Source organism: Solibacillus sp. FSL W7-1324, from assembly GCF_038008025.1.
Lineage (GTDB): Bacteria > Bacillota > Bacilli > Bacillales_A > Planococcaceae > Solibacillus.
In genome coordinates, this window is sequence record NZ_JBBOYH010000001.1 from 2,077,718 (window position 1) to 2,090,429 (window position 12,712).

General features: G+C 32.6%; 19 protein-coding genes. 8 read left to right on the plus strand and 11 right to left on the minus strand.

Going from position 1 to position 12,712, the window contains the following annotated elements; all coding sequences use genetic code 11:
• Positions 1 to 49: 49 nt before the first annotated feature.
• A complete protein-coding gene (locus tag MKY71_RS10185) occupies positions 50 to 739 on the plus strand; it encodes a Dph6-related ATP pyrophosphatase (RefSeq protein ID WP_340732495.1) in 690 nt (229 codons plus the stop codon).
• Positions 740 to 916: 177 nt separating this feature from the next.
• On the opposite strand, the gene MKY71_RS10190 is transcribed toward MKY71_RS10185, so the two are convergent.
• The 5 genes from MKY71_RS10190 to MKY71_RS10210 form a co-directional block, all read right to left on the minus strand.
• Positions 917 to 1,561 (minus strand): DUF6518 family protein, encoded by a 645-nt coding sequence (locus MKY71_RS10190; RefSeq protein ID WP_340732497.1) that lies wholly within the window; start codon positions 1,559 to 1,561, stop codon positions 917 to 919.
• A gap of 75 nt (positions 1,562 to 1,636) precedes the next feature.
• On the minus strand, positions 1,637 to 1,963 hold the full coding sequence (locus MKY71_RS10195) for a nucleoside triphosphate pyrophosphohydrolase (RefSeq protein WP_340732499.1): 327 nt from the start codon (positions 1,961 to 1,963) through the stop codon (positions 1,637 to 1,639).
• Positions 1,964 to 2,156: 193 nt separating this feature from the next.
• Complete coding sequence (locus tag MKY71_RS10200) at positions 2,157 to 2,447, minus strand: 3-isopropylmalate dehydrogenase (protein ID WP_340732500.1); 291 nt, start codon at positions 2,445 to 2,447, stop codon at positions 2,157 to 2,159.
• A 406-nt stretch (positions 2,448 to 2,853) separates the two neighbouring features.
• Complete coding sequence (locus tag MKY71_RS10205) at positions 2,854 to 4,131, minus strand: IS110 family transposase (protein WP_340732245.1); 1,278 nt, start codon at positions 4,129 to 4,131, stop codon at positions 2,854 to 2,856.
• Between the two features lie 139 nt (positions 4,132 to 4,270).
• Positions 4,271 to 4,750: a hypothetical protein gene (locus MKY71_RS10210; RefSeq protein ID WP_340732501.1), complete on the minus strand. Its 480-nt coding sequence runs from the start codon at positions 4,748 to 4,750 to the stop codon at positions 4,271 to 4,273.
• A 295-nt stretch (positions 4,751 to 5,045) separates the two neighbouring features.
• Here MKY71_RS10210 and MKY71_RS10215 point away from each other — a divergent pair, with 295 nt between their 5' ends.
• On the plus strand, positions 5,046 to 5,252 hold the full coding sequence (locus tag MKY71_RS10215; RefSeq protein ID WP_339171562.1) for a helix-turn-helix transcriptional regulator: 207 nt from the start codon (positions 5,046 to 5,048) through the stop codon (positions 5,250 to 5,252).
• On the plus strand, positions 5,249 to 5,548 hold the full coding sequence (locus tag MKY71_RS10220) for a hypothetical protein (RefSeq protein ID WP_339171565.1): 300 nt from the start codon (positions 5,249 to 5,251) through the stop codon (positions 5,546 to 5,548). Before MKY71_RS10215 ends, MKY71_RS10220 begins: the two co-directional genes overlap by 4 nt.
• 54 nt (positions 5,549 to 5,602) lie before the next feature.
• On the opposite strand, the gene MKY71_RS10225 is transcribed toward MKY71_RS10220, so the two are convergent.
• Both MKY71_RS10225 and MKY71_RS10230 read right to left on the minus strand, forming a co-directional pair.
• A complete protein-coding gene (locus MKY71_RS10225; protein ID WP_340732502.1) occupies positions 5,603 to 5,749 on the minus strand; it encodes a hypothetical protein in 147 nt (48 codons plus the stop codon).
• A gap of 287 nt (positions 5,750 to 6,036) precedes the next feature.
• The gene (locus tag MKY71_RS10230) at positions 6,037 to 6,321 is read right to left on the minus strand and encodes an SH3 domain-containing protein (protein WP_340732503.1); all 285 of its coding nucleotides are present in this window, start codon (positions 6,319 to 6,321) and stop codon (positions 6,037 to 6,039) included.
• A gap of 292 nt (positions 6,322 to 6,613) precedes the next feature.
• Here MKY71_RS10230 and MKY71_RS10235 point away from each other — a divergent pair, with 292 nt between their 5' ends.
• Positions 6,614 to 6,793 carry a hypothetical protein gene (locus MKY71_RS10235; protein ID WP_339171576.1) on the plus strand — a complete coding sequence of 60 codons (180 nt, stop codon included), beginning with the start codon at positions 6,614 to 6,616 and terminating at the stop codon, positions 6,791 to 6,793.
• 334 nt (positions 6,794 to 7,127) lie between these two features.
• On the opposite strand, the gene MKY71_RS10240 is transcribed toward MKY71_RS10235, so the two are convergent.
• Together MKY71_RS10240 and MKY71_RS10245 are read right to left on the minus strand one after the other, a co-directional pair.
• Positions 7,128 to 7,445, minus strand: a complete 318-nt coding sequence (locus tag MKY71_RS10240; RefSeq protein WP_340732504.1) for a hypothetical protein — start codon at positions 7,443 to 7,445, stop codon at positions 7,128 to 7,130.
• Between the two features lie 223 nt (positions 7,446 to 7,668).
• On the minus strand, positions 7,669 to 8,226 hold the full coding sequence (locus MKY71_RS10245; RefSeq protein ID WP_340733633.1) for a histidine phosphatase family protein: 558 nt from the start codon (positions 8,224 to 8,226) through the stop codon (positions 7,669 to 7,671).
• Between the two features lie 291 nt (positions 8,227 to 8,517).
• Between MKY71_RS10245 and MKY71_RS10250 the strand changes: the two genes are divergently transcribed.
• The 3 genes from MKY71_RS10250 to MKY71_RS10260 all read left to right on the plus strand — a co-directional run bounded on the left by MKY71_RS10250 (position 8,518) and on the right by MKY71_RS10260 (position 10,720).
• On the plus strand, positions 8,518 to 8,907 hold the full coding sequence (locus MKY71_RS10250; RefSeq protein WP_340732505.1) for a DUF5071 domain-containing protein: 390 nt from the start codon (positions 8,518 to 8,520) through the stop codon (positions 8,905 to 8,907).
• 468 nt (positions 8,908 to 9,375) lie between these two features.
• Positions 9,376 to 9,912, plus strand: coding sequence for a carbamoyl-phosphate synthase small subunit (locus MKY71_RS10255; RefSeq protein WP_340732506.1), 537 nt, complete (start codon positions 9,376 to 9,378; stop codon positions 9,910 to 9,912).
• A gap of 367 nt (positions 9,913 to 10,279) precedes the next feature.
• Positions 10,280 to 10,720 carry a GNAT family N-acetyltransferase gene (locus MKY71_RS10260; RefSeq protein ID WP_339194726.1) on the plus strand — a complete coding sequence of 147 codons (441 nt, stop codon included), beginning with the start codon at positions 10,280 to 10,282 and terminating at the stop codon, positions 10,718 to 10,720.
• Between the two features lie 502 nt (positions 10,721 to 11,222).
• On the opposite strand, the gene MKY71_RS10265 is transcribed toward MKY71_RS10260, so the two are convergent.
• Complete coding sequence (locus MKY71_RS10265) at positions 11,223 to 11,579, minus strand: cupin domain-containing protein (protein ID WP_340732508.1); 357 nt, start codon at positions 11,577 to 11,579, stop codon at positions 11,223 to 11,225.
• 249 nt (positions 11,580 to 11,828) lie between these two features.
• Between MKY71_RS10265 and MKY71_RS10270 the strand changes: the two genes are divergently transcribed.
• Entirely contained in the window at positions 11,829 to 12,104 is a 276-nt protein-coding gene (locus MKY71_RS10270; RefSeq protein ID WP_340732509.1) for a hypothetical protein, read from the plus strand.
• A gap of 155 nt (positions 12,105 to 12,259) precedes the next feature.
• Here the strand turns inward: MKY71_RS10270 and MKY71_RS10275 are convergent, their stop codons facing one another.
• Positions 12,260 to 12,646, minus strand: a complete 387-nt coding sequence (locus tag MKY71_RS10275) for a molecular chaperone (protein WP_339194734.1) — start codon at positions 12,644 to 12,646, stop codon at positions 12,260 to 12,262.
• Positions 12,647 to 12,712 lie beyond the last annotated feature (66 nt).

Genomic DNA, 12,712 nt, shown 5'->3' on the forward strand with positions numbered 1-12,712 from the left:
AGCTATGAAAACTCATTAAAGTCATTAAATATAAGGGGGAAAGATAGAAATGGCAGAATTAATGGATTGGAAAAATAGTGCTTACGGGCAAAAATTTATAGCTTCTTTTAGCGGAGGAAAGGATAGTGCCTTAGCTCTATATAAAGCAATGATGGTTGGAGAAGCGGTTGGACTGATTGTCATGCTGGAGGAAGAAGGAAAACGTTCAAGATCTCATGGAATGCCTCCGGAACTCATTCAGGCCCAAGCTAAATCCATAGGTTTGCCCGTATATACTGCAGCTGCAAGTTGGACAGATTATGAAAAAGTATTTATACATCTTTTAGAAAAGGCTAAAAATCAAGGAGCAGAAGTGTTAGTAACTGGCGACTTAGATATGCCGAAACATGGGTGTTGGCATGAAAAAGTTACGAAGTATGCTGGATTAAAGCTTGGAATGCCTTTATGGGGAATGAACCATCAAGAAGCTGTCGAAGAGTTCATAAATTTAGGTTTTGTAACGATTATTGTAACTGTAAATTTATCACTTGGAATGCGAGAAGACGATTTAGGGCGAATGTTAACTCATGATTACGTGAAGGAACTTGAAGCTCGTGGGGTTGACCCTTGCGGAGAAGGTGGAGAGTTCCATACTACAGTATTAGATGGGCCCATTTTTAAACATCCTATTCCAGTCCGTAAATGTGAAATTATTAAGGACGGAGAATATGCTTTTTTACCCTTAGAGCTAGATGAGTAACTCATTAAGCCTGAGAAAAATACAAAACGAAGAAGCGTGTTTTGTAATGGATCAAATCACGCTTTTATTCTCAATATAGTTACCTTTTTGTAAAAATTAAGAATCGCGCTCATTCGTCATCTCTTTTACTACTTGCCTCTTAATGAAAAAGCGTTCCTGTAAGAGGGTAAATAGAAGTTATAACATCCCCCAGAATAGATTGATCTCATTGGTAAGGAACCGAAGAATCATACCTATTGTTACCACCTGAATTATTTGTTTTGGAGACTGATATAAAACAAAAATTGTGGCGAACCAGAGTAACAATTCAAGATTATATTTAATGTAAAAATACCAAACTCCAAAACCAAAAGCCTGTCTTGTAATAAGCATAAATATAATTGATGAAATAGTTATAGCTACAATACCTTTTCCTTTTGCATACCAACATACAATAGCCAAAAATGGCGAGATAATAGTCATGAAAATCCAAATCATCATATATGATTTAGGAAAAAAACCAGCCACCAGAACTGTGTATAGATAATAGCTACCGACCATACCTGCAAAAAACAAAAAAGTATTTATGGCAGACCTAATGGGTGATTTGCTATACATAGATATTACTACCGCAAGAAAAATCCAAACCCCCATGCGAGAAAAGAAGTTCCCTAAATCTAACATTTCAAGGGAATAAGGTAAATAATTACTTGGGATTGTATCAAGCACCTTGGAAATTACGCCTAAAATAACGCCCATAATTAAAATTGAAGCCGTATATAATAAATTTTTTGTTTGCGATATTTTTTTTGGTCTACGAATCTTATTTAAAAAATTTATCATTTATTTCCTCCACGACATTATTAATACATACAATGTCACAATTGTTCATAATAGAGTTTTTAACAGCGAATTGAATCACTTGTCTTTTACGTCTACTAAGTAAATTGCCTTTTCAAAACCACCTCTCCTTACCTTTTTTTGCAACCGCACTTCATCTAGCTCATCATATGTCACACCTAATGTACTAAGAGCTGTATGTATTAATTCTAAAACATCTGCTAATTCTTCCACGCTTTCATTAACAGTTTTTGTTGTTTGAAACTCTTTGGCTTCCTCGATCATTTTCGCCTTAACTTCCTTTAAGAGTTCCGTTGGCTCGAGTATTCGAGCATTATAAACTAATCCATCAGATTCGATAATTTCTAAAATCCTATCTCTTACTAATTTATTATATACAGGCATAATCTTAAGCTCCTTTATGTAAATTGAAACCTTACTTCTTAAAATTAATTCGTGAAGAATTTAATAACAAATTTTATTAATGCTTGTATATCCCCCTCATAGTTTGTTCTTTGTAAAAGAATTGCGTCCCAAAAGGCCCTTCCTTATACTAGGAAAGCGCCAGATTTAACTATTTTATAGAGAGAGTGGTGAATTAGGTAGTTCTGTTGTATTTCCTTATTACAGTCATTAAAATGGCAATAAAAAGAACAATAACACTGTTTATTAGTAAATATTGCCCTATCTGGAAACCGTAAAATATCGCAAAAGCATCACGAATAACTAAAAGTGCTAATACACCCCCGATTGCCCCAAATAAAACTGCTGATATAAATATTGCAAAAGCCCAAGAGTATAGATTTTTCTTTTTCCTGTAGGATATAAATCCAATAACATTTGCAACAACAATTAAGAAAATCATAAGGATTAAGAAAAAATTAGTCATTTAACCCCTCCCTCTATAAATGTTGATGTATCAATGGCTCACGCCATTTTAGAGTGTCAAAAAAATATTCTCCCGACACGTACATCTATCTTTATTTTGTAATTATTGATTTTTTTAACAATATATCTGAAAGCTTCGCTAAAAGATGAACCATTAATTGGTAATGTTCCTCCTGATCCTGTGCTGTATATTGATGCACTTTTGGATCTCTGCGTAGCTTATGATGACGGACCCTCCCATGTCTCTAGGCGTCTGATTGCGCGTACATTCCTTCGTTCGGTCTATTCATAAGGCAGAGGCTGGCGATGCTCCTTTAGGGACTCGTTTAATTAATCACGGTCGGATGGGGTAAATAATGCCGGCTTCTCCGTGTCATCCTCTTGGTTAAACTTTTGATGAAGTACGCTTAAGCAGCTGTTTGGAGACTGGCAAAATCGTTCATCATTTGTTGTTCATTAAACATGGTTTTCTTTTTACATAAGGCATGTAAAATCTTCAGTAACTTCCCACATAACACGACGATGGACTGCTTTTTTCGAAGCGGATTGACTGTACGTGTTGTGTAGTATTCATGTAATTGTTTGAATGCTGGATTATGCAAGATTAAAGGCATCATGACTCGGAAGAGGAGGGCGCGAAGTTTTCTTCTACCTCGTTTAGAAATCCGTTTTTGTCCTTTTTGCTGACCGGAAGAGTTTTCACGCAATGTGAGTCCCGCTAGTTTAATTAATTGGCGTGGATGTGTATATTGCGTTAAAGAACCAATCTCTGATAGTAAATCGACAATCGTGACATCCCCGATTCCAGGTACCGATGCTAAATAGTCATAATCCGTCATTTGTTTGGCTAACTCTGCGAGTTGACTTGTTAAGTCGTCTAGTTGTGCTTGCATCAATTTGTGCTGGGAAAGAAGCGTGGCGATTTCGAATTTGGCCATCACTATACCTTCTGTCAGTCCGATTGAGCTTTCTGCTACCTCGACTAATTGTTTTGCCTTTGGTAGCTGTGGGCTTTTCAGACCGTCTACCTGGCGATATAAAAATAGTAACTCTTCTGGTGATTTGCCTACAATATCTGTTGGTAATGGTGTTTTTTCAAGTACCGCATACGCCATTTTCCCAAAGCTTTTAAACACTTGTGTGAATTCAGGAAAAAAGCGATCCAGCCAACGAATCATGCGATTTTGTAGGGCATTTAAGTCTTCTTGAATCTTTGAACGTAATGTCGCACCATTTCGTAACTCCGCTTCGATACCTTCGAGATGTCGTGGATAGCTGAAGCGACCATCTCGCATGAGGCGAGCAATGACAAGTGCGTCTTTTTGGTCATTTTTCGTTTGAAGATTGTCGTCCAATTCCTTGGAACGATTGACGTGCATTGGATTGACCATCACGAATGGTATTCCGTAGCTTGTCAGAAACGCCGCCAAGTTCATCCAGTAGTGTCCTGTTGGCTCAAAACCAACGAGGATTTCCTGTTTTTCATGAGTGGTTTTTAGAGCGAGTAAGCGCTCATAAAAGCCTTCAAATCCAATGCGTGACTGTGTAATAGGAAATGATTTTTGGAGCACTCGGCCTCGATCATCAATAGCGCAAGCAAAATGTTTGTGCTTCGCAATATCGATACCGATTACTAGTGTATTTTCAGAAACTTGATTAATTTTTTCATTCGTATTAAAATTCATTGTTGTAAGTCCTCTCTGTGGATGTGCGAGTCAATTTTCCGGTTGACACTCAAGCATCATACAGGAGGGCTTTTTTGTTTTCAAGTCCCCGAAAATCCTTCTAACAGGAATGCTCCTTTGTAAACGTATTTTTTGGAACCTAAAAAATTTGTGTAAAATGTTTAATTAATTGTAATTCGAGGTCTCTAATAATTATATTTATTTCTGCATCTATAATTTTCATTTCAATTATTGTCTTGTCCCACTCATTTAAATTAGAGCGCTTTACGCATTTTTGAAAACTTCTAACCCCAGAAAAATTAACCAAATATAGTGGTTTTTTCGCAATAAGATTATAGATATTGTCATCAATTTGCCAGTGACCGAATTGAATCTTTATATTTTTATTCATTTTATTTTGTGTATCAAAATTAAAAACTATTTCTTCAGTCTCTTCATCAAAGTGAATACCGGTTATTTTTAGATAAAAACTGTTATCATTTATCAACAACAATTGTATGCCTCCGTGGTCTTCTTCTTCTCCCACAAATTCCTGCCACTGTTCATCAGACCACGAATCCATTTTGGATGTATCAAAGGTTTTCATTGCTAAAACAACGTTAATAATTTCTTTTGCCATCCTTAGCGAAACCTCCCTAATATTTGGTATTTAAATTGTATCATACCCGTAAACACAGATCCCAGGGGTTGTTTGGCCCAACGTTCATAAAAGTAGGTTATTCAACGACATGACCATATAACGGAAAAACGCAATCTTCTTAGTGAAGAATTGCGCCCGAATGGTTAATAATAAATGCTATTAAAAGATGATAAGCTACACTTCTAAATTTTGTTTTAGTATTTGAATTGTAATATATTCTTTACATTTTGTTGTAAATATATTACAATTCATTTAAAGGCACAGGTGATTATTAATGTTAGAAAATGAAATTCACGTATTTAGAGCAAGAAAGAAATTGACACAACAACAATTAGCGGACCAGATAGGAGTGAGTCGTCAAACAATCGCAGCCATGGAGAAAAACAAATACAACCCATCATTAATTCTGGCTTTTAAAGTGGCGAACGCATTAGACGTTCCTATTACAACTATCTTTAATTACAAGGAGGAGAATAAATGAGTTTAATTATAGAATATGCTATTTTCTTTTTAGTTATATTAGTAATAGCAGCGGAGATTTATAAGATTAGATTTGAAAGTGACAAGGAGTCTAAAGATGAACGAGGATTACAATTAATTTATAAATCTAAATCTCTTTCTTATTCAATCTTGTCAGGTGGGATTATACTAGGAGTTATTTTGGTTGGTGTATTGAAATTAGTTCCAATAGAAGCATTTATAATGATTATTATGATAACTTATTTTATTCAAAGTATAGCTTCAAGTGTGTATTTATATCACTCAAGAAAAATTTAAAGCTCCCGTTCTTAGTAACTAACGGGAGCTTTTGTGCATCAAAGACTAACAAATTTATAACAGCCATTCAAATATTTTAGCAATTAAAAATAAGGGTAAAGCGACTAAAGTAAAACCGACAATGAAGTATGAAATGTAGTATAAAGTTGACTTTAATATATCAAAGACTGCGCCTGCCAAGTCATCTACAAATTTTAACATTCAATCACTCCACCTTTAAGTATTTAAAATTATTATAAAGCAAACTGTATAATTTATCTATAAATAGAAAATCGTGCGTTATATAGTTATTTCGATTTACTAAATGTATATTCCTTTCTTTTCTTCACAACCTGATTTTTTTAAGGAAAACGTGATCTTCATATTGAGGTTTCGCACCGGATTGTACTCTTTATCAATAAATTCTTAACCGACATATAACGTATTTCTTGGATGGTTTTCTACTATAAAAAACACTCATCCGTTTTTCCCGAATGAGTGTTTTCACATTATTTTAATAAGTTAATATATCGACTGTACACATAGCCTTTTTTCCCTTTATAGGAAATGACATACCAGCCTTTTTCATTGCCAAGTATTTCTACTTCTTTGTTTTTAGCAATAGATCCTAACACTTTTCCACTGTTTGATGCTTTAGAGCGAACGTTTAAATGATATGCTGTTACTTTTCCTTTTGGTATTACTGGTTTAGATATTTGAATTTTGTATTTATTTTTATCTCCCTGTGAAAATCGTTTAACTTTATTGCTTTTTACCTTTATAAAAGAATCCAATTAGTATTATGAAAAAGCCAAAAGCTAAAATAAATATCTCTCTTCCATAAAGATTAATCCCCTCTTCATTTTGAATGAATAATGAGATTAGCATTATTGAGATTCCAAATAACATTATTTTCGTTGAACGCATTATCTCACACCTTTTTATGTAGGTTTTGAACCATAGTAAGGCCAATCTTATCATTTTTTATTGACCTAACGTTCTCCACAATTTAGCTCGTTGTGAAAGGAAATTTAACAATTTTATTGAATTTTATAAATAAGTCGCAATAAATAAGAGGGAATTACTTTGAAAAAAATATTAGGTTTAATTTTATTATTAATTGGAGCCAAAATAATTACTATTTATGTTTCAGATCTTCATCTTTTGTGGCAAATCACCGTAAAATTTATTGGATTTTTTTTATTTATTCAAGGTGGTTCAATTCTTTTGAATAAAAGTAATATGGGGAAAAAAGGTGAATTTTGAATCGTACATATGAGTCAGATTTGAAACATTAAATATCCGAAAATTAGAAATCTCCCCTTTAATTTTCTTTCCCATTATAATATTGTCTAATCATTTTTATCGTTAACGTAGATAGTATAATAAACATGATAATAGTATAAGTGCCTATTATTAAACTATTTGCTTCTCTATAGTAAAGTGTAGGCAAAACGAGAAGTAATAAGCTGCTTAGAATAACAATTAGTACCTCATTTTTCTTATTTCTTGCCATAATATCATCCTTTCGTTATACAAGAATAGCGCCATAAAAATAATGATTACTAAAGAGCTTTTAGTAATTAACTATTATTACAATTTAATAAACTAACATCAAAATACTTGAGACGAGGAAAACAATTAAAAAGAACAGGAGGTAATAGGTTTTTTCTTGTTTGGTTTTTTGTTGGGAATTTTGTTGTCCCTTTAAACTCTTCCAACCAATAAATAAACCTAAAAACATTCCTATAATTCCGAAGCGCAAGATTGAAACGATATATTCAATTACAGGTTTATATGTAGTTTGATAAACCCCATCCCCTATCTGTGTAACATCCTTATAATTAACAAATAAAATAGAGATGGCCAATCCAAACAATAGTCCATATATACTTGATTTTCTTAATCTACTCTCCATTTATTTATTCTCCTTTCACACCAAATCTTTTTTAAAGGATAATGACCCGATAGTTTTAATTCACAAACTAGCTTAAATTTTAACATAAATATCCAGTTATCTATAAGGAATTTATTAGAATACTATTCCTATAACGTATAAAACGCGATCTTCTTCTTTATAAATCACGCCCAATTATTGAACATCTTATTCAACTAGAGCAGCCCTTAATCGAAGAATTATATTATGTTCTTTGCCATACTTTCTCTACGTTTGTTAGCACCTTACCATTAAAAGTTAATTTATATATATCTGGCATATCAAGATTTTGCCAAAAAGAAAAATCAAACTGGCTATCAAAGAAATTCATGATTAAAACCATTATATTTCCATGTGTGCCAATAACAACATTTTCACCTTTGTATTTCTCTAATATATTCAAAGTGCTTTCTACACCTCTTTTTTGAGCGACTATGTTAGATTCTCCACCCTCCCATGAAAAATTGTAGTCCTCCCATACTTTTGTTATTGCAAGAGTAAAATCGTTGGCTGGGACTGTGGTTAAAGTACGTTCTTTAAAACCATCTATAATTTCAACTTCTGTTTTTATGTATTCTGCTATACCTTTGACAGTTTGAACAGCTCGTTTATAAGGACTTGAAACAACAATACCAATTTCCTCCGTTTTTAATAATTTGGTAACAATTTTTGCATCAGAAAAACCTCTTTCTGATAAAGGTCTATTTATTTCATCAGGTGTATATAGAGAATGTGCGTGCCTAACAAAATATAAATTAGTCATTTTATCAGCTCCTAACAATAATTTTTTAGCATTTCCTTGTTTATTAACCTGCCTGTTATCGTAAATAAATTGTTTCACCATCTTACATAGAATTTTAACATTAATATCCAGATACCTTTTATCAAGTTATTTTGCAATCTTGCCCTATAACTGAAAAAGCGCGTTCTTAAATAAACGCGCCCAGTTTGTTGAAGAACGAGTGCCACTACAAGGTTATGATCAGCAATACTCCCAAACGTCACTTAAGGAATGTTATACTTCAACTAACGTAAGCAAGGAGGGTGAGTGTATATGGAGAATTTCGAAAGTCTTTTGCCAAGACATAAATTAGATAATGATAGAGTAGAAATAATAAAAAAAATGGATAGGGATAAAATCTTGCCTTTATTGCCTAATCTCCTTGAATGGATTCAAGATATGAATTGGCCAGTGGCACCAAGCGTGTTAGAAATACTTTTAACTTTTCCAGAAGAAATTGTTCCATATGTGCAAGATGTTTTAACTTCTTCTGATGATGATAACTGGAAGTGGTTCATTTTACACTATTTAGTTTTAGAATTGCCGAGAGAGTCGAGAGTTCAGTTTAGAGATTATTTAACAAGAGTATCTGAAACACCTACACGTAATGAACTCGCAGAAGAACTTGATGAAATAGCAAAAAAGATTTTGGAAACAATCTAAATAAATCCCTTCTTACTTCATTAACTATGTACTTTAGTACAACAAGAAATAAATAATCTCTACATAAATAAACCGAATAACGTTCCCAAATCAAAGTTTTGGGACACTATAAAAAGGCACGAACGTTGATTTAACAGCGTTTCGTGCTTTTTTATGTGAACATTGTTTATACAGTATTTTATACAAATGGTTTAAGTCGTTGATACAGCGGTATTTGCATTTACTGGGAGTGTTCTTCTCTTTGCATAAAATTGTGTATATTTCTTATCTTTGTAAATCCATCATTTTCTGACGCTACCATATAAAAATGTTATTCAATTAAATGGCCCTATAATTGAATAAAGCACTTTTCTTCAAGAAAAGCGCCCAGATTGTTGCATAAGCAAAAAGCTGTTACCAAAATCGGTTTGGGGACGTTCTTACTTAATATTAAATTTGGTATTATTGAAAAATAGAGGAGGGTTATCTATGAGCTCAGAAGATAAAAAAATTCAAAAAGAACTTACAACGGAAGAAAAAAGCATGATTCTTACTGAAATAAACAAAGTATTGAACAGTGGCTTTCGAATATTAGGTTTTGATGGTGGAATGGCATTTCCACATTATCCATATTACTCATATTTCAATGCTTCTGATAAAGAATTGAGACGGTATTCTATTGGTATATTTACTATTTGGCTTGGCTATTGGAATACAGGATGCAGTTTTCGCTTTACTAAACAAAGTGAGTTATATAAGTATATTAAAGCTTTAGTTGAATACCAGGAAGGAATCGAAAAAGATTTCCCTGTATTATTTAATTATATTGTTTCCTTTCTAATAGAGCTTACCGAAAATTATGGTTATGCAGAGGAAACACATATGAAACCATATATTATTAATATTGTTAAGGAAGATTTTCTCAATAAAAAATCATATTATGGAGAAAAATATAGAAATAGAATAAATTTTATTGAATTCCTTAAAGAGCTTAAAGTTGAGGATTATGATAAACCATATGAATAAAATACACATAGGTATATTTAAATGTTAATAAATACACCTTGTAAATCCTTACTTTAAGATTAATAAGAAGCCTCCCCCGAGAAAAAATATTATTCCACAATATGGCCCTATAATGGAAAACGGATCTTCTTATTGAAGAATCGTGCCAGTTTGTGGAATAACGAATACCTTCTCTTAATGCTAGGTTCACAAGTTTATGAATAACAATATTCCCAAACAACTATTTGGAAAATAATGCTATAATTATTGGTGTCTCATATTTATACCATAAAGTTTCAATGTATCAAGATTTATCCTAATTCCGCTTTTCAAAAGTTGAATTATACAAATTGAAAAATTATAACTATATTTGGAAGGTGAGATTGCTTTGCTAGAGTTAAGAAAAATTAATAGTGACAATTATGAAGAATGTTTAAACTTGCGTACAACTGATACAAGTGTCGAATTTGTAGATTCTGTGGAGTTTTCATTAGCCGAAGCGTGGGTATTTTATGAGGAATCACGCCCTTTTGCAATTTATGAGGATAATGTGATGGTAGGCTTTGTTTCGATGTTTATAGGCGATAACAACCCCCAAATTATCAATTTTATGATCGATAGCCGTTTTCAAAAAAGAGGCTATGGAACAGCAGCTGCAAAGCTTTGCATTGAATATTTGTGTAAAGAATATAATACAAGTAGAATTTCCTTACCAGTTAATGTAGAAAATAAAACTGCAATAAAATTTTGGAGTAGCCTAGGCTTTGAGCGATCAGACAATACAGAAAATGATTATCTTTATATGCGGTTGTACATAACAGAAAAATAGATGTGAGTATACAAAAATAGAATTAATCTCTATAAAAGAGCGCGATTGTTTCACAAGTCTTCTAGTTGCACTAACAAGGGGCTTTAGTGCAACTACGATTTATAGAGTATACAAAACAAACATAAATAACGTTCCAAAATCAAAGTTTGGGAATACACCAAAATGCGGGAAACGTTGATTTAATAACTAACGTTTCTCGCTTTTCTTATCGAACATTGTTTATATGTGATTTTATGTAAGTCAATGAAACGTTACTAAAGCAGCTTTAATACTTGCTGGACATGATTTTTAATTTGCATAAAAACTTGTCTAGCAATTCTTTAATCGTTATAAATTTGCATCTTTTCTAACACTCCCCCAAGAAAAAATGTTGCTCCACAATATGGCCCTATAATTGAATAAAGCACTCTTCTTTTTCAAGAAAAGTGCCGATTGGTATTGATGTTGGAAGCTGCTGACTAGGTTTTTTGTTGCAGAAATTTTAAAGCGATTTCAATAGATTTTAATTCTTTAAGGGCATATATAAGGAAGGATTTAGTTCAACACTTTCAATTACTATAGCAGTTAAGCCTTTATCTGATTTAGTTTCATGCCATTCATCTTTTCTCCAAAACACCGCATCACCAGATTGGACCTTAAAATACTCTTCTTTATCGTTACGTACATACCCTTCTCCTGTTATTATTAATAAAAGTTGGGGTACTACTGCTTGATGGTACCCTACAACACCACCTTCATCTAAGTGCATCCATCCAATATTGGTTTTTTCGTCTGTTTGGATAATTCGGGACATTATAAAATTTGAATTGAAATGAGAAATCTTCTTACCACTTTCTTTACTAAATTTATAAAACTCCATTATGTACCTCCAAGCTTACGGATATAGATATTTATTCAATAATGTTGATCGTTAATCCTTTAAATCCTATTAAACTTAAGCTTGTATAGAAGATGGTTATTTCACTATATGCTCATTTAACTGAAAAACGCGATCGTTCTATTAATATAGTTTACTTGCTTTGTGGGCGTTATTTTAGGCAAAAAATGTGAAACCTTATATTCATATATTTCGTAAATGTAGATATTACTAAAAAAAGGAGGATATTTCATGGAATTTTCTATACTAGATGCAGTAATTTTATTTATTTGTGCGTATTTATTGCTTACTGTAGCTAATTTGAGTAATCGAATCAAAGATATGCAGACTACTTTAAAGCAAATAACTAAACAGACAATTACACCTGACCATCCGATAAATAACGAATTAAAACAACTATTAAAAGAAGGCGCTGATGTCAAGGCAGTGAAAAGGGCAAGAGAACTATTAGGGTTTTCACTATTAGAAGCCAAACAATATATTGATAAATTAAAAAGTGAGATTTAATTTAATGTATAACACTAATATTTCAATTGTTTTGTTATACATAGTGTATAAATTGTTATAGTAGCATCGTTTATACTTGCAGAGCTGGTTTATAATTCCTAAATAAAAAGAAGACCTTCGCTTCAACAAAGGTCTTCCTAATTATATCGATGTATTTAAATCGGCTGCTCATTTGCCTGTCCAAATTCTTGGTTAAACAGCTCTTTATCATCAAATGATTTATACATCGGAGCTTCCGCTGAAACTTTTTCGATTTCTTTATGAATGGCTAAGAGCACTTCGTCATTCGATACAATACCAAATAAACTTTCTCGTTTAATCTCACCAGTCGTATATATTGAAAGGTCGTCGTAAACTACGAAATCGATATAGCGAACAACATCGATAAAGCTCCCCCGATGAGTCATCGCAATGCGTAATGGATCCTTTAAAGATATGATCTTATTTTTAAATACAAACTGGATCCCCCCAGCTGGTATGTATATGATTTTGTTTTTTTCTGTTTCAACTATTTTTTCAATTTTTAAAAATTCAAGTTTCATTGTTACTCCTCCTAGTACTACACCATGCATATACCCTCTTTTCCTCATTATTAATATAAAGACAAT